This is a genomic window from Baekduia soli, assembly GCF_007970665.1.
GTDB classification, from domain to species: Bacteria; Actinomycetota; Thermoleophilia; order Solirubrobacterales; family Solirubrobacteraceae; genus Baekduia; species Baekduia soli.
Genome location: NZ_CP042430.1, coordinates 2,040,360 through 2,055,806 on the forward strand (window position 1 = coordinate 2,040,360; position 15,447 = coordinate 2,055,806).

Annotated in this window: 18 protein-coding genes and 1 pseudogene; 11 read left to right on the forward strand and 8 right to left on the reverse strand. The window is 76.2% G+C overall.

The window, feature by feature from the left end:
* Positions 1-15: 15 nt before the first annotated feature.
* The 3 genes from FSW04_RS09540 to FSW04_RS09550 all read right to left on the reverse strand — a co-directional run bounded on the left by FSW04_RS09540 (position 16) and on the right by FSW04_RS09550 (position 2,892).
* Positions 16-1,674 (reverse strand): hypothetical protein, encoded by a 1,659-nt coding sequence (locus tag FSW04_RS09540; protein ID WP_146918639.1) that lies wholly within the window; start codon positions 1,672-1,674, stop codon positions 16-18.
* 64 nt (positions 1,675-1,738) lie between these two features.
* Positions 1,739-2,524: an FkbM family methyltransferase gene (locus FSW04_RS09545; protein WP_146918641.1), complete on the reverse strand. Its 786-nt coding sequence runs from the start codon at positions 2,522-2,524 to the stop codon at positions 1,739-1,741.
* Complete coding sequence (locus FSW04_RS09550; protein WP_146918643.1) at positions 2,521-2,892, reverse strand: DoxX family protein; 372 nt, start codon at positions 2,890-2,892, stop codon at positions 2,521-2,523. The genes FSW04_RS09545 and FSW04_RS09550 overlap by 4 nt, the downstream gene beginning before the upstream one ends.
* A 29-nt stretch (positions 2,893-2,921) precedes the next feature.
* Between FSW04_RS09550 and FSW04_RS09555 the strand changes: the two genes are divergently transcribed.
* The 9 genes and pseudogenes from FSW04_RS09555 to FSW04_RS09585 all read left to right on the forward strand — a co-directional run bounded on the left by FSW04_RS09555 (position 2,922) and on the right by FSW04_RS09585 (position 9,589).
* On the forward strand, positions 2,922-3,284 hold the full coding sequence (locus FSW04_RS09555) for an ArsC/Spx/MgsR family protein (RefSeq protein WP_146918645.1): 363 nt from the start codon (positions 2,922-2,924) through the stop codon (positions 3,282-3,284).
* 10 nt (positions 3,285-3,294) lie between these two features.
* The gene (locus tag FSW04_RS09560; protein WP_146918647.1) at positions 3,295-4,077 is read left to right on the forward strand and encodes an alpha/beta fold hydrolase; all 783 of its coding nucleotides are present in this window, start codon (positions 3,295-3,297) and stop codon (positions 4,075-4,077) included.
* A gap of 45 nt (positions 4,078-4,122) precedes the next feature.
* Positions 4,123-4,269 (forward strand): annotated as a pseudogene (locus FSW04_RS28400) (TIGR01457 family HAD-type hydrolase); the annotation flags it as partial.
* Positions 4,270-4,383: 114 nt separating this feature from the next.
* The gene (locus tag FSW04_RS26990; RefSeq protein WP_228431081.1) at positions 4,384-4,908 is read left to right on the forward strand and encodes a cytochrome P450 family protein; all 525 of its coding nucleotides are present in this window, start codon (positions 4,384-4,386) and stop codon (positions 4,906-4,908) included.
* Positions 4,905-5,615, forward strand: coding sequence for a cytochrome P450 (locus tag FSW04_RS26995; RefSeq protein ID WP_228431083.1), 711 nt, complete (start codon positions 4,905-4,907; stop codon positions 5,613-5,615). The genes FSW04_RS26990 and FSW04_RS26995 overlap by 4 nt, the downstream gene beginning before the upstream one ends.
* A 96-nt stretch (positions 5,616-5,711) precedes the next feature.
* A complete protein-coding gene (locus FSW04_RS09575) occupies positions 5,712-6,284 on the forward strand; it encodes a polysaccharide deacetylase family protein (protein WP_146918650.1) in 573 nt (190 codons plus the stop codon).
* A 676-nt stretch (positions 6,285-6,960) separates the two neighbouring features.
* Positions 6,961-7,365 carry a hypothetical protein gene (locus tag FSW04_RS25805; protein WP_187369369.1) on the forward strand — a complete coding sequence of 135 codons (405 nt, stop codon included), beginning with the start codon at positions 6,961-6,963 and terminating at the stop codon, positions 7,363-7,365.
* Positions 7,362-7,922, forward strand: a complete 561-nt coding sequence (locus FSW04_RS09580; protein ID WP_187369370.1) for a class I SAM-dependent DNA methyltransferase — start codon at positions 7,362-7,364, stop codon at positions 7,920-7,922. The genes FSW04_RS25805 and FSW04_RS09580 overlap by 4 nt, the downstream gene beginning before the upstream one ends.
* The gene (locus tag FSW04_RS09585) at positions 7,919-9,589 is read left to right on the forward strand and encodes a glucosyl-3-phosphoglycerate synthase (RefSeq protein ID WP_146918653.1); all 1,671 of its coding nucleotides are present in this window, start codon (positions 7,919-7,921) and stop codon (positions 9,587-9,589) included. The genes FSW04_RS09580 and FSW04_RS09585 overlap by 4 nt, the downstream gene beginning before the upstream one ends.
* Here the strand turns inward: FSW04_RS09585 and FSW04_RS09590 are convergent.
* Together FSW04_RS09590 and FSW04_RS09595 are read right to left on the reverse strand one after the other, a co-directional pair.
* Entirely contained in the window at positions 9,550-10,152 is a 603-nt protein-coding gene (locus FSW04_RS09590) for a histidine phosphatase family protein (protein ID WP_146918655.1), read from the reverse strand. The genes FSW04_RS09585 and FSW04_RS09590 overlap by 40 nt on opposite strands.
* A 315-nt stretch (positions 10,153-10,467) precedes the next feature.
* The gene (locus tag FSW04_RS09595) at positions 10,468-10,971 is read right to left on the reverse strand and encodes a hypothetical protein (RefSeq protein WP_146918657.1); all 504 of its coding nucleotides are present in this window, start codon (positions 10,969-10,971) and stop codon (positions 10,468-10,470) included.
* Positions 10,972-11,070: 99 nt separating this feature from the next.
* On the opposite strand from FSW04_RS09595, the gene FSW04_RS09600 reads away from it, so the two are divergent.
* Positions 11,071-12,219, forward strand: coding sequence for a sensor histidine kinase (locus FSW04_RS09600; protein ID WP_146918659.1), 1,149 nt, complete (start codon positions 11,071-11,073; stop codon positions 12,217-12,219).
* 221 nt (positions 12,220-12,440) lie between these two features.
* Here the strand turns inward: FSW04_RS09600 and FSW04_RS09605 are convergent, their stop codons facing one another.
* Positions 12,441-13,133 (reverse strand): metallophosphoesterase family protein, encoded by a 693-nt coding sequence (locus FSW04_RS09605; RefSeq protein ID WP_146918661.1) that lies wholly within the window; start codon positions 13,131-13,133, stop codon positions 12,441-12,443.
* Positions 13,134-13,152: 19 nt separating this feature from the next.
* Between FSW04_RS09605 and FSW04_RS09610 the strand changes: the two genes are divergently transcribed.
* Complete coding sequence (locus tag FSW04_RS09610) at positions 13,153-13,764, forward strand: GNAT family N-acetyltransferase (RefSeq protein WP_146918664.1); 612 nt, start codon at positions 13,153-13,155, stop codon at positions 13,762-13,764.
* A gap of 13 nt (positions 13,765-13,777) precedes the next feature.
* Here the strand turns inward: FSW04_RS09610 and FSW04_RS09615 are convergent, their stop codons facing one another.
* Complete coding sequence (locus FSW04_RS09615) at positions 13,778-14,530, reverse strand: ABC transporter permease (RefSeq protein ID WP_146918666.1); 753 nt, start codon at positions 14,528-14,530, stop codon at positions 13,778-13,780.
* Positions 14,523-15,404, reverse strand: coding sequence for an ABC transporter ATP-binding protein (locus FSW04_RS09620; protein ID WP_228431085.1), 882 nt, complete (start codon positions 15,402-15,404; stop codon positions 14,523-14,525). Before FSW04_RS09620 ends, FSW04_RS09615 begins: the two co-directional genes overlap by 8 nt.
* Between the last annotated feature and the right edge of the window lie 43 nt (positions 15,405-15,447).

Consider the following 15,447-nt stretch of genomic DNA (forward strand, 5'->3'; position numbering starts at 1 on the left):
GCCGCGGAGCGGCCGTCAGGCCGCGATGCGCCCGGCCGCCGGCGGCGCCACGGGGGCGGATGCGGCCGGGGACGGCGGGTCGGCGGGGGCCACGGCGGCCGGGCCCAGGAGGGCCAGGATGGCCGGCGGCAGCAGCCAGGCGAGGTAGAGCGGGGTCCAGTGGTTGGCCGCGAGCTGCAGCAGCGCGAGGATCGCGACGAACAGCCCGGCGATCCGGCGCGGGTCGCGCGCGACGTCGCGGTCGCCGAGCACCAGGACCGCGCCGCCGAGCGCCGCCGCGACGGCCGCGGCCTGCACGAGCGGCTGCAGCGCCTGCAGGCCGTAGCTCGTCCAGATCGAGGAGACCGAGCGCCGGCCGGCCTGGAAGCTCATCGCGTGCAGCATGTCGGCCGGGCCGTGGACCCCGCCGACGGCGACCAGGCCGGCGAGCACGACGGCGCCGACGGCGGCGCAGGCCGCCAGCGCCCGGAGCAGCGCGGCGCCGCGCAGGCGCGCGACCCACACGGGCAGCAGCAGCAGCGGGGCGACCTTGGCCAGCCCGGCGGTCATGAGCAGCGCGCTGGACAGCGCCGGGCGCGCGAACCAGGCGAAGGCCCAGATAACGGCGGCGGCGATCAGCACGTCGTTGGTCCCGCTGGAGAACGTCATGAGCGTGGCCGGGAAGGCCACGAGCGCCAGCACCGCGGCCCAGCGCGCGCCGCCGGCGACCCGCAGCAGGCCCACGGCGCAGCCCGCGGCGGCGATCGCGCCGACCACCAGCGAGCCCGTCGCGTCGGTCCAGTCGTCGGGCACGGGCCAGATCGCCGCGAAGGGCGCGTAGAGCGCGTAGATCGGCAGCCCGTAGGTGTCGCCGTGGATGACGTCGCCGGGCATGTGGCCGTAGGGCAGGTGCCCGTGCAGCAGGATCGTCGCGCCCTCCATGTTGGCCCAGGCGATGTCGACGACGCCGGTCGAGGTCACCGCGACCATCGCCGTGATCGCCAACAGCACCAGCGCGACGCGCCGCGTCAGGTCCGGGACGGCGCCCCGGCGCGCCAGGCGCTCGAGCAACGACGGGCCCGCGCCCGCCGCGGGCACGCCGCGCACGGCGACCGCCACGCCGCGCGTGGCCAGGAAGGCGAGCAGGACCGCGCCGCAGATCTCGGCCGGTCCGAGGTAGCCGCGGTCCAGCAGGACCGTGGGGACCACGAACGCGGCCAGGGCGGCGGCGTCCAGCGTGCGCAGGCGGCGCAGGGGACCCTGGAGCGCGACGAGCAGGAACAGGGCGGTCAGCGCCGCCAGCACGACGGGCAGGTGCGACAGCGGCGAGCCGTAGCCCGTGCGCGTGTGCGACAGGACGTAGGGCTGGGTCAGGGTGCGCTCGCCGGTGACCCCGACGGTGGCGACGGCCCGCGCGCCCCGGAACCAGGTGACCTTGACGAGGTCGTCGTCGATGCGGGTGACGACGCTGCGCGTGGCGTGGCGCAGGACGGGGCGCAGCGTGGGGTCGGCCGCGCCGAGGTGCGCGGCCTGCTCCGCGGGCACGGCCAGGACGCCGCCCCGGTCCCCGCGGGCCAGCCCGAGCCCGCCGGCGGCGCAGAGCACCACGAGCGCGACGGCCAGCGCACGGCGGCGCGCGGTGCGCGCGGCGGCCTGGCCCCGCGACGGGGCCCTGCGGGGGAGAGGGAGCTGCACCCCCGGGGGAGTCGGCCCTCCGCGACCGCGGTCCACGGTCCTGGAGGGGTCGTGGACGGATGTTCTACAGGCCCCAGCGCCGGTAGAGCGCGTCGGCCTGCTGCGGCGTGGCGTAGCGGTGGTCGGCGCGCAGCGGGCCGTCGGCGCGCACGAAGGCCATGTCGACCTGGGCCAGCGCGCCGTCCAGCGGTCGCAGGTGCCCGTGGTAGAGGTCGTAGGCGGCGAAGCCCGCGTCGCGCATCCAGGCGACGACGTCGGCGAGCTCGGCGCCGCCGGGCACGAGCTGGAAGAACGACACCTCCAGGAGCACGACGACGGCGTGCGCGAGCGTCGCGCGCGCTCCCTCCAGGACCTGCAGCTCGGCCCCCTCGACGTCGACCTTGACCACGAACGGCGCGGCGAGCCCGTGCTCGGCGACGAGGTCGTCGACCCGCACGACCGGCACCGTGCGCCGCGCCGCGGGCTCGCCCCCCGGGTCGCGGTCGCCGAGCACCGACGAGCACGCCAGCACCCGGTGCACCGCGATCTCCAGCTCGCCCGGCGCGGGGCCGCCGGCGGCCAGGACGTAGCGCGAGCCCGGTCGCGCGGCCACGATCGTCCGCAGGTCGTGCTCGTGCTCGACCAGCGGTTCGACGAGCAGCAGCGGCACGCCGGGGAACGCGTCGTAGAGCTCGGGGGTGCCGCGGGCGACGCCCACGTCGACGATCGTGGCCGGCGCGACGCCGAGCCCGCGCAGGTGGGCCAGCACCTCGGGCAGCGTGCGCCGCGGTCCGCCGCCGCCGGCGCGGGAGACCTCGACGCCCACGCGCCGCAGCGCCCCGCGTGCCGCCGCGACCGCCCGCGCCCTCATCCGGAGCGGTGGCCGGCGGCGAGCACCCACGCCGCGAAGGCGCCCTGCAGGGGCAGGCGCGCCAGCAGCGTGGTGCGGCCACCGGGGATGTCCGGGTAGCGCTCGGCGTGGCGCGCCATGTGCACGTTGGCCGGGAAGACGCCCGCCAGCGTGGCGACGAGCCATCGGCCGGCCCAGCGGCGGACGCGCGGGTCGGCCGCCATGAGCCCCGCCCCTCCGGCGATCTCGGCGACGCCGCTGGCGTACACGAGCGCCCGGTGAGCGGGCAGCCCGTCGGGCATGATCGCCTCGTAGAGCCGGGGCTTGAGGAAGTGCAGCAGGCCGGCCACCACGAACGCGGGCCCGGCGCTGCGGGTCAGGACGCGCATCACGCCGGGACCCTACGCTGTCGAGCGCGATGGCCGAGATCACCGTCTACGAGAAGCCCACCTGCTCGACGTGCCGCAGGCTCGTCGCCCTCCTGCGCGAGCGCGGGGTCGACTTCGACTCGGTGGACTACCACGTCGGCGGCCTGGCCGAGGACGAGCTGCGCGGCCTGCTGGACAAGGCGGGGCTGCGCCCCGTCGACGTCCTGCGCCGCCGCGAGGCGCCCGCGGCGGGCCGCGACGCCGACGCGCTCGCGGCCCTGGACGACGACGCGCTCATCGCCGAGATGGTCGCCCACCCGCCGCTCGTGGAGCGCCCGATCGTCGTCCGCGGCGACCGCGCCGTCCTCGCCCGGCCCGTCGAGCGCGTCCTCGAGCTGCTCGACGACGTCTAGGCTGGGCGCCATGCCCCTGGTCTACCGCGAGTCGCTCCCCGAGCAGGAGCCGCTCGGAACGCTGCTCATGGTGCACGGCTACCCCGAGTCCTCCTACATGTGGCGCGGGCTGCTGGAGGCCACCGCCCGGGCGGGATGGCAGGCCGTGGCGCCCGACCTGCCCGGCTACGGCGACTCGCCGTACGCGGGGTCGGGGACCTGGCAGGCGCACATCGACGCCCTCGACGCGTTCCACCGCGAGCAGGAGCTGGGCGAGGTCGTCCTCGTCGTCCATGACTGGGGCGGGCTCATCGGCCTGCGCTGGGCGTGCGAGCACCCCGGCGCGATCCGCGGGATGGTCATCAGCAACACGGGGTTCTTCCCCGACGGCCGCTGGCACGGCATGGCGCAGGCGCTGCGCACCCCGGGCCAGGGCGAGGCGCTCGTCGACGGCACCGACCGCGACGGCCTGGCCGCCGTGCTGCGCTCCGTCTCGCCGGGCATGGACGACCGCAGCATCGACGAGTACTTCAAGGCCTACAGCTCGCCTGAGCGCCGGCGTGGTCAGCTCGAGCTCTACCGCTCGGGCGAGTTCTCCGAGCTGGCGGGCTACGACCTCGCGGGCGTCGGCGCCCCCGTGCTGGTGCTCTGGGGCGCCGAGGACCCGTTCGCGCCCGTGGCCGGCGCGCACCGCTTCGCCGCCGAGCTGCCCGGCGCCCGGCTCGAGATCCTCGACGGCGTCGGCCACTTCGTCTTCGATGACGCGCCCGAGGCGTGTGCCGCGGCCGTCGTGGCGTTCCTGGAGGAGCTGTGAGCGGAGATCCGGTCCTGGCTCATACAGGCGGGCCACACCCGCCCCGAGCGGGCCCCCGAGTACGTCGTCCTCGGCGCGACCCGCACCTACAGCTTCGAGCGCGTCACGCAGGCCATCCGCCTCATCGCCGCCGGCGCCCGCTTCATCGCCATCACCCCGGACCCGACGGGCCCCTCGCCCGACGGTCCGCTGGAGCGCTTCCCGCTCCGCTCCTCGCGCATCGTGGACTCCCTGGTCGACCTGGCCGACGAGGTCGCCCGGGGGTAGGGTCGGCGGCGACCCCGTCCCAGGTCCCGGAGGCCCCGCATGTCCGCAGATCCCGTCGACGTCACCCAGGTGCTGGTGGGCGAGCGTGAGCACTGGGTCCACGGTCCGCCGCACGAGCTGTTCCGCACCCTGCGCGCGACCTGCCCCGTGCACTGGACGCCCGAGCTGACGGAGTACCCCGGCGAGGCCGGCTTCTGGTCGGTGACCACCGCCGAGGACGTCCACGAGGTCAGCCGCGACTGGCAGACCTACTCCTCGGCGACCGGCATCACCGCGCTGACCGACGCGATCCTGCCGTTGCCGCTCGTCCAGGCGATGTTCATCGGGATGGACCCGCCCAAGCACGACCGCCTCAAGGCCCTGTTCCAGCGCGGGTTCACGCCGCGGCGCATCGCCGAGCACGAGGGCGAGATCCGCGCGATCACGCGCGAGGTGCTCGACCGCCTCGACGGCCGCGAGACCTGCGACCTCGTCACCGACGTCGCCCAGCCCGTCGTCTCGCGCGTCATCGGCAGCTTCATGGGCACCGCCCCGAGGACGACGCGATCTGGGCGCGCCTCATGAACTCGACGCTGGGCGCCAGCGACCCCGACCTCAACCCGGAGGGCGTCGAGGCCGTCATGGCCCGCGACGTCCCCGAGATCTTCCGCCGCTGCGGCGAGCTCATCGCCGCCCGCCGCGAGCAGCCCGCCGACGACCTGATGAGCGTGCTCGTGCACGCCGAGATCGACGGCGAGCGCCTGGAGGAGCACGAGATCGTCATGGGGTTCTTCCTGCTCGTGGCCGCCGGCAACGACAGCACGAAGGCGACGTACTGCAGCGGCATGCGTGCGCTGCTGGGGGACCCCGCGCAGCGCCGCCTGCTCCTCGACGACCCCGGCCTGATCCCCGGCGCGGTCGAGGAGGCGCTCCGGATGTTCCCCGCCTTCGCCCACTTCCGCCGCACCGCCACGCGCGACACCGAGCTGCACGGCACCACGATCCGCGAGGGCGACAAGGTGGTCATGTGGTACGTGTCGTCCAACCGCGACGAGGCGCGCTACGAGGACCCGGACCGCTTCGACCTGACGCGCGGGGCCGAGCACCAGGCCTTCGGGGCCGGCGGCCGCCACTTCTGCCTCGGCGCCGCGCTGGCCCGTCTGGAGCTCAACGTCCTGCTGGAGGAGACGCTCGCGCGCTTCCCGGCCATGGAGCTCGCCGGGCGCCCGGAGTACGCCGAGTCGCCGTTCATCAACCAGCTCAAGACCCTGCCCGTGCGGCTGACCTCCTGACCTGGACGCCGGGGGCCGCACGACGGCGCAGTCCAGGCCCTCCATGCCCCACCATGGTTGGTGACGGCGCCTTCCGGGGACGCCTGACTTCCGACCATGGGGCGCCTCGCACTCACCTTCGACGACGGACCGGATCCCCGGTGGACCGCCGCCGTCCTGGACGCGCTCGGCGCCGCCGGGGCGCGCGCCACGTTCTTCGTGCTGGGTCCCCGCGTGCGTGAGCACCCAGGGCTCGTGCGGCGCATGCTCGACGAGGGCCACGCGGTGGGCGTGCACGCCGACGAGCACGTGCGCCACACCGACCTGGACGCCGAGGCCGGCGACGAGGATCTGGCCCGGGCGCTGCGCGCGCTGGGCGAGGCCGGCGTGGCGCCCGCGCTGTGGCGCACACCCTGGGGCGTGCAGGCGCCGTGGACCGCCGGGCTGGCCCGGCGCCGCGGCCTGCGCCTGGTCGGGTGGACGGCCGACACGCACGACTGGCGCGGCGACGACGCGCCGGCGATGCTGCAGGCCATCGACGGCGGCCTGCGCGACGGCGCGATCGTCCTGGCCCACGACGGCCTGGGCCCCGGCTCCCGGCGCGCGGACTGCGCGCAGACCGTCGCGCTCATCCCCGCCGTCGTCGCGCGGGCGCGCGATCTCGGCCTCGCGGTGGAGGCACTGGCGTGAGCGGCGCGGCCACCGCGGGCCTGGACGCCGCGGCGCTGCCGGCCATGCTGGAGGCGATCGCCGCCGGCGCGCCCGCCCGCGACCGCGACGCCTCCGGCGCCTTCCCACAGGAGCCCGTCGCGCTGCTGGAGGGCTGCGGCGCGCTGGCCGCCACGGCCTGCGCGCAGCCGCTGGACTACGCCGGTGAGCTCGCGCTCCTGCGCGCCGTCGCGGCCGCCGACGCCGGCGTCGCGCGCATCCTCGACGGCCATCTCAACGCCGTGGAGCGCCTGCGCGTCCAGGCCCCCGAGGCGCTGCGCGACCGGGAGCTGGCCGCCGTGGCCGCCGGCCACCTGCGGGCCGGCGTCTGGGGCGCCGATCCGGCGCCGCCGGAGGGCGAGCCCGCCCGGCTGCACGGCGCGACCGTCACCGGCGTCAAGACGTTCTGCTCGGGCGCGGGCGGCCTGGACCGCGCGCTCGTGCTCGTCCGCGACGCCGACGCGGCCGGCGGCCCGCCGCTGGCCGCCTGGGTCGACCTGACCGCCGAGGGGACCGTCGAGGTCGACCGCACCTGGTTCCGCGGCGCGGGCATGCGCTCCTCGGCCAGCCACCGCGTGGTCTTCCACGCCGCGCCCGTGCTCGCCGTGCTCGGGCCCCCGGGGCGCTGGCCCACCAGCCCTGGTTCGCCCGCGACGCGGTGCGCACCGCCTCGACGTGGGCCGGGGCCGCCGACGCGGCCGTCGCCGACGCGCTGGCCCACCTCGCCGCGCGTGATCCGGTCGGGGACCTCGAGGCGCTGGCCGCCGCGCGGCTGGGCACCTGGCGCCACGGGCTCGGCCTGTGGCTGGCCGACGCCGCCCGCGCGCTGGACGCCGATGCGCCCGCCGACCCCGCCCGCGTCGCTGCCCAGGCGCGGATGGCGATCGCCGACGCCGCGCGCGCCATCCTCGACGAGGCCGAGCGCGCCACGGGGTCGCGGCCGCCGGCCACGGGCGCCGCGCTGGACCGTGCCGCGCGCGACCTGCGCCTGTTCCTGCTCCAGCACCGCCTGGAGCCGATCCTCGCGCGCGCCGGGCGCGCCGCCCTGGAGGCCGGTGCGTGAGCGCCCCGGACTTCGAGGCCCGCTACCGCGCCGACCCCGACCCATGGTCGACGGCGACCAGCCCGTACGAGCAGGAGAAGCGCGAGCGCAGCCTGGCGGCGTGCGGGCCCGGGCCGTTCCGCCGTGCCGTCGACCTCGGCTGCGGCACGGGCGCGCTGGCGGCCGGGCTCGCGCCGCGCTGCCGCGAGCTGCTCGCGCTCGACGCCGCGCGGTCCGCCGTCGCCGTCGCCCGCGACGCGCTGCGCGAGCACCCCGGCGCCCGCGCACACGTGGCGACCCTGCCGCGCGACCTGCCCGACGGGTCCTTCGACCTCGTCGTCGCCGCCGAGCTCCTGTACTACCTGCCCGGCCGGTCGCTGACCGCCGTGCTGGCCTGGCTGGACGGCGCGCTGGCCCCCGGCGGCCGCGTCCTGGCCGTGCACTGGGCCGGCAGCGCCCCCGACCTGCTCCACGACGCGGATACCGTGCACGAGGCGATCCTCGCCCGGCCGGGACTGCGGAGCGTGCTGACCCATCGCGGCGACCGCTATCGCCTCGACCTCCTGGAGAGCCCATGAGCATCGACCCGAAGCCCCTGCGCGCCGTCGTCGTCATCCCCGCCCGCAACGAGGCGGCGCGCATCGGACGCTGCCTGAAGGCCCTGGCCGCCCAGCGCGACGTCGACCGCCGGGAGTTCATCGTCATCCTCGTGCTCGACCGCTGCGTCGACGCCACGGCCGCGACCGCCCAGAAGGTCGCCGACGCCGTGGGCCTGCGCCTCGGCGTGGTCGAGAGCCCCGGCCCCGGCGTCGGCCACGCCCGGCGCCGCGGCATGGACCTGGCGCGGCGGATGCTCGAGGCGGGCCACGCCCCCGACGGCCTCATCGCCTGCACCGACGCCGACACCGAGGTCGACCGCCACTGGCTGGCCGAGCAGCTGCGGCTCGTGGGCGAGGGCGCCCGCGCGATCGGCGGGCGCATCGACCTCGACGTCCTCGAGGCCCAGGCCCTGGGCGGCGCGACGCTGCGCCGCCGCGAGGCGCGGGCCGAGTCGCGGTTCGCGCGCGTCCGCGCCGAGGAGCCCGACGCCGAGCACCACTTCTTCTCCGGCGCGTCGATGGCCGTCACGGCGAGCGCCTACCGCGACGCCGGCGGGCTGGACCCCGCCTCGGCGCTGGAGGACGAGGGCTTCGCCCGCCGCCTGCGCGCGGCCGGGATCCGCATCGTGTACTCCGACTCCGTGCGCGTGACGACCTCGGCGCGCACGGAGGGCCGCGCCGACCGCGGGCTGGCCCGCGACCTGGAGCTGGGGGAGTGGCTCGACCAGCGCCGCTACGATGGCCGCGGCTACCCGCTGTCGGACCTGCTGGCCATCAAGGGCGACACCACCATCTCGGTCGTCGTCCCCACGCGCGACTGCGCCGCCACGGTCCGCGAGGTGCTCTCCTCGGTGGTCATGGTGCCCGCCGCGGCCGGGCTCATCGACGAGGTCCTGGTCGTCGACGCCGGCTCGCCGGACGGCACGGCCGCGTACGCCCGCTCGACCGGCGCGCGCGTCGTGCACCAGGACGACCTGCTGCCCGAGCACGGGCCCGCGCTGGGCAAGGGCGACGCGATGTGGCGCGGCGTGGCCGAGACGACGGGCGACATCGTGGCCTTCGTCGACGCCGACACGCACGACCCCGATCCCGCCCACCTGCTCGGCGTGCTGGGCCCGATGCTCGGCGATCCCTCCATCGCGCTCGTCAAGGGCGCGTTCACGCGGCCGTTCCGCGGCGGCGGCGAGGTGCTCGAGGGCGAGGGCGGCCGCGTCACCGAGCTCATGGCCCGACCGCTGCTCAACCTCTACGTCCCGGAGCTGGCGGGCTTCGAGCAGCCGCTGGCCGGCGAGACCGCTGCGCGGCGCGACCTCCTCGAGCAGCTCAGCTTCCCCGTCGGCTACGGGGTCGAGATCGCGATGCTCATCGACGCGCTGGAGGCCGTCGGGCTCGGCGCGCTCGCCGAGGCCCAGCTCGGCACGCGCCAGAACGACCACCAGTCGCTGCGCGAGCTCAGCGCCATGGCCTTCGCGGTCCTCTGCGCGGTGCAGCGCCGCCGGGCCGACTCCCCGGGCGCCCCGGTGCCCCAGGGGCTCCTGCAGCCGTGGGACGACGGGTCGATCCGCGAGGTCCCCGTCCTCGAGCGCCCGCCGCTGCGCTCGCTCGGTCAGGTGGTCAGGAAGACGGGCGCCGCGGCCCTGATGTAGGTCAGCTCGAGGGCCTCGGCGTTGCCCGCGCCGTCGCCGAGCAGCGGCGCGAGGTCCTCGGTGCACTCGGCGATGCCGCGCAGCATGCGCAGCACGCCGGAGTGGGCGCACAGCAGCACCTGCAGCGGCCGGCCGGCCGCGGCGGCGCGGTCGTGCAGGTCGTCGACGGCGGCCAGGACGCGCATGCCGAGCTGGCGGTAGCTCTCGCCGCCCGGCGGGGCGGCGTCGATGTCGATCGGCTGGCGCCACGCGTCGGGCGGCCCGCCCTCCAGCTCGCCGTAGGAGCGCTCCCGCCAGCGGGCGTCGGCCTCCAGGGCCACGCCCGGCAGGCCCGCGGCGTCGCAGGCCAGGCGCAGCGTCTCCTCGGCTCGCCGCGCGCCGGAGTGCAGCCGCAGGTCGTAGGGGCGGGCCGCCAGCGGCGCCAGGCGGCGGGCCTGGACGCGCCCGGAGGGCGTCAGCGGCGGGTCGAGCTGGCCCGTCAGCCGGCCCTGGGCGTTCAGGGTCGACTCGCCGTGGCGCAGGGCGATGAGGTGGACGGCGGCGACGGAGGCCTCGGAGGCCATGGGTTCAGGGTGGCGGCGGGCCCGTGGCGGGCGGCGTTGTGCAGGATGGCCTTGATGCGATCGTAGCCCTCCCGGGGGACGTTGGGCCGGTCGTTGACGACGATCCCGCCGCGCCCGCGTCACCGCGCGGGTCTTGCGCTCGTGCAGCACGGGCCCTCGTCGGCCGCGATGCGCCGCACGGCCCCGCGCAGCGCACCGGCGCGGCGGACGAGCGCGGGCGGCCCGGAGAGCACGAGGTCGTCGGCGTGGCGCGTATACGTCGCGCCGGCCGACGCCGCCAGGCCGGCTCGGGGTCCGGCGCCGCGCGCGGCCAGGCTACCGCTCGGGCAGCTCGAACTCCTCGTCGCCGAGCGTGACCACGATCGGCTCGCCGCCCCGGGCGCTCACGGTCAGGGGCACGTCGGGCGTGATGGTCTGGTACTGCGCCATCGCCACGCTGCGGCCGCCGAGCAGCGCCGCGACCGCGCGCATCGCGTCGGCGAGCATGTCCAGGCCGCCGATCGTCCCGGTCACCTGCCCGTTGAGCACGTCGATCTCGAACGGCGGGAGCTGGCGCAGCGCGATGTCGCCGCCCAGCGACTCGGCCTCGAGCTCGATGGCGTGGGGGAGGTGCAGGATGCGGTCGCCGATCTGGACCTCGACGGGCGCCAGGCGCCCGACGTCGACCAGGGCGGCCGGCCCGTCGGGCAGGTCGACGACAGCGGCGACGCGCAGCGCGCCGGAGCGGTGCAGCACGTCGCGCAGTGTCTCCACGACGGCGTCGAGCGGGCCCACGGTCGCGACGAGGTCGATCGGGGGCTGTTCATCGGCGTCGTCCATGCCCCCAGGATGACAAAGCCCGTCGCAGCGTCCGGACCCGGGGCGCAGGTGGGCGTTGTGAACACGTTGTGAGAGGATGCCCGGCCGAGGACCGAGGGCATGGACCGCCTGCCGACCGCCACCGCCAGCAGCGCCCCCGCCGACCGCGGCGCCGCGCGCCATCGGTCGCGGCTGTTCGCCATGTCGCCCGACCTGCTGGCCGCCGCGGGCTTCGACGGATTGCTCAAGGAGTTCAACGACGCCTGGGAGCAGCAGCTGGGGTGGACGCGGGCCGAGCTGGAGGCCACGCCCTACCTCGAGCTCGTCCATCCCGAGGACCGCCCGGAGACCGAGGCCCAGATCGCCCGGCTGGCCCGCGGCGAGGCGGTCGCCGAGCACGTCTGCCGCGTTCGCTGCAAGGACGGCGGGGTGCGCTCGATGGCCTGGAGCGGCGGCCCGGGCGACGAGGCGTTCTACATCGTCGGGCGCGACGTCAGCGACCGCCTGGCCCTCGAGCGCGAGCTGGCGCGGCAGGCCGACCGCCTCCAGGTGACCAACGCCGAGCTGCAGGAGTTCGCCTACACCGCCTCCCACGACCTCTCCGAGCCCCTGCGGATGGTCGCGTCCTACCTCGGGCTGCTCGAGCGCCGCAGCGCCGACGGGCTGGACGAACGCGGCCGCGGCTACCTCGCCGCGGCGGCCGACGGCGCGGCGCGCATGCGCCACCTGATCGACGACCTGCTGCTCTACTCGCGCGTGGCCAACCAGGCGCCGCGGCGCGAGCGGGTCGACCTCGACGAGGTCGTCGCCGGCGTGCTGGCGGTGCTCGGGCCGGCGATCGAGCAGACGGGGGCGCGCGTGCACATCGGCCCGCTGCCGACGCTGGAGGCCGAGCCGGTCCAGATCCGCCAGCTGCTGCAGAACCTCATCGGCAACGCCGTGAAGTTCCACCGGCCGGGCGCCGCGCCCGTCGTGAGGGTGGGCGCACGGCGCACGCACGGCGGCTGCGTCGTGACGGTGGCCGACGACGGCATCGGGATCCCCGAGGGCGACCAGGAGCGCATCTTCGCGATGTTCACGCGCCTGCACGGCAGCGACGAGTACGCGGGCACGGGGATCGGGCTGGCGATCTGCCGGCGCATCGCCGAGCGCCACGGCGGGCGCATCTACGTCGAGTCCGAGCCCGGCCGGGGCGCCGCGTTCCACACGCTGCTGCCCGACGCCCCGTCGGCGCCGGGCACGCCGGTGCCGCCGGGTCACACGTCGTAGCGCACGACGTTCCCCGAGGCCGGCAGCGTCACGTACAGGTCACCGTCGGGGCCGATCGCGGTCGGGTTGACGGCCAGCCTGTCGGCCGAGGCGTGGCGAGGGCTGGGTGCTGCCGGCGCCCGAGGTCGCCCACATCCCGCCCGCGGGGTCGAACGCGATGCCATGCCGCCACGGCGCCCCGCGCCCGCGCCCCGCGCCCCGCGCCCCGCGCCGTCGGACCGCTACAGCTCGAACGACGCCGCCCGCAGCCGCGCCGCCGTCGTGGTCGCCCACGGCGCGCCGACGGCGTCCAGCGCGCCGGCCGTGGCCTCCACGTCGTAGGCCACGCGCCGCAGCTGCAGCGCGCCGGCGTCATCGACGAGCGCGTAGGCCGCCCGCGTGTCGCCGTCGAAGGGCAGGCCGACGCTGCCCGCGTTGACGAGCTCGATCCCGCGGGTGGTCGCCCGGCGGAACTGGACATGGGTGTGGCCGAACACCACGCGCCGCTCGGTCACCCCGGCCAGGAGCTGGTCGTCGGCGTCGGCGTCCTCCTCGCGCGCGATGGGCTCCATGTCCGAGGGCGGGGAGGCGTGGCAGTACAGCGTCCCGTCGATGGTCACCCGCGTCGGCAGCGCGGCCAGCTCGGCGACCAGATCGGGACCCAGCGCCGCGGCGACGGCCGCCGCGGCGCCCTGGACGACCTCGGTCTCCGGCGCGGCCGCGGGCCCGGCCTGCCAGCGCTCCCAGTTGCCGCGGATCCACGTCGCCGCGTCGCCGAGCGCGCGCAGCCGCGCGACGCACGCGACGGGCTCGGGTCCGAACGCGCCGTAGTCGCCGCCGAGCAGGAACGACCGCGCGCCGGCCCGCTCCGCGTCGCCCAGCACGGCCTCCAGCGCACCGAGGTTGCCGTGCACGTCGTACAGGATCGCCCGCATCCCGCCATCATGCCCGGCGATGCAGCTCCGCGGACCCCAGCTCACCCTCCGCCTCCCCGACGCCGCCGACGCAGAGGCGCTGCTCGCGCTGGCCGGCGACCCCGAGGTCACGCGGTGGTTCTCCTGGGGGCCGTACCGCTCGATCGACGAGCCCCTGGCGTGGATCGCGGCGCAGGCGGCCCGGCGCGAGGCCGGCGACCAGCTGGACTTCGTGATCCACCACCGCGAGCACGGCCCCGTCGGCGTCACGGGGCTCGGCGAGCTCAGCCGCCGCGACCGCCGCGCGACCGTCGGCACGTGGCTGGGGCTCGCCCACTGGGGCACGGGCGCCAACGCCGAGGCCAAGGCGCTCATCGCCCACCTGGCCTTCGCGATCTGCGGCCTGGAGCGCCTCGGGGCCTACTCCAACCCCGACAACGCCCGCAGCACGATCGCGCTCGAGCGGGTGGGCTTCACGCGCGAGGGCACGCTGCGCGGCTGGCACCGCCACGCCGGCCGCCAGCTCGACGTGCACGTCTTCGGCCTCCTGCGCGGCGGCTGGGCCACGCTGCCGATGCGCGACCTGCCGGTGGCCGCGATCGGCCGGCCGCCCGAGGCGTGGTGCGTCGGTGACGAGGTGCCCGCCGCCTGAGCCGACCCGCCGGTCAGTCCGACCGGCGCGCGTCCCAGCGGAAGCCGCGCACGGCGAAGACGATCCCCAGCGCCGCCCACACCGCCACGATGATCAGGCCCGACCACGTGTCGGCCAGCGACCGCCCGGTGACCATCGCGCCCGAGAGGCCGTCGATGATGTGCGTCAGCGGCAGGACCTGGGCGATGTCGCGCAGGAACCGCGGTGCGTTGCCGACGTCGTAGAACACGCCGGAGATGAAGATCACCGGCAGGAACACGATGTTCGTGTAGGCCGGCGCCGCGTCGAAGTTCGGGATCACGTGCGACCATGCGACGCCGAGCGAGGCCAGGCACACGACGCCGCCGAAGAGGTAGACGACGAGCTCGATCCAGTCCTTGGGCCAGTCGATGCTGAAGAACACCTTGCCGGCCACGACGACGATCGTCAGCTGGATGCACGCGTTGGTCACGGCGTTGCCGAACACGCCGAGCAGGTAGGAGCCCTCGGGCAGCGGGGTTCCGCGCATGCGCTTGAGCACGCCCTGCTCGCGCAGGAACGTCAGGTTCATCGCCAGGGCGCTGAACGTCGTCGACATGATGGACATGCCGGCGATGCCCGGCACGATGACGTTCAGGTCCTTCTGCGACCCGCTGAAGATCGCGCCGAACAGCGCGAGGAACAGCAGCGGCAGGAGGAAGTTGAAGAACGCCGCGCTCGGGTTGCGCCAGAACATCCGCCGCTCGAGGCGGTACTGGTGCCAGGCGAGGGTCAGGGCGTCATGCATGCGCGTCGGCGGTCTCGGGCTCGGCGGTCAGCTCGAGGTAGACGTCCTCCAGGGACGGGCGCGTGACGCTCAGGTCGCGCAGCGGCTCGCCGCGGGCCAGCGCGGCGCTCGTGAGCTGGTGCAGCAGCGCGGTCGGGTCGTCGGTCTCGCGGGTCTGCAGCGCGTCGGTCTCCGCCGCCCGCCAGGCCACGCGGTAGCGCGACGACGAGGTCCCCAGCTCGGCCGGCGGGCCCTCGGCGACGATCCGGCCCTCCTTGATGATCGCCACGCGGTCGCACAGCGCGTGGGCCTCGTCGAGGTAGTGCGTCGTCAGCAGCACGGTCTTGCCGAGCTCCTGCAGCGAGCGCACGACGTCCCACGCCGCCCGCCGCGCCGCGGGGTCGAAGCCCGTGGTGGGCTCGTCGAGGAAGATGAGCTCGGGATCGCCGATGAGCGCCAGCGCGAAGTCCAGCCGCCGCATCTGGCCGCCCGACAGCGTGTTGGCCAGCGCGTCGGCCTTCTCCGTCAGCCCTGCGAGGACGATGACCTCCTCCACGTCGCGCGGGGCGGGGTAGAAGCGCGCCCAGTGCGTGATGGCCTCGCGCACCGTGATGTGGCGGTACATGCCGGTGGACTGCAGGACGATGCCCATCCGGCGACGCAGGTCGCGCGGCCGGCGCTGGGGGTCCTGGCCGAGCACGGAGACGATCCCGGCGTCGCGGGCGCGGTAGCCCTCGAGGACCTCGACGGTGCTGGTCTTGCCGGCGCCGTTGGGGCCCAGGAGGCCGAAGACCTCGCCCGAGGCGACCTCGAAGTCGATCCCGCGGACGGCCTCGAAACCCCCGTAGGACTTGTGCAGATCGCGCACGAGGATCGCGGGGGCGGAAGCGGACACCCCTCCATTCAAGCAGCGCAGACCTGCGAGGATCCCCCACCCT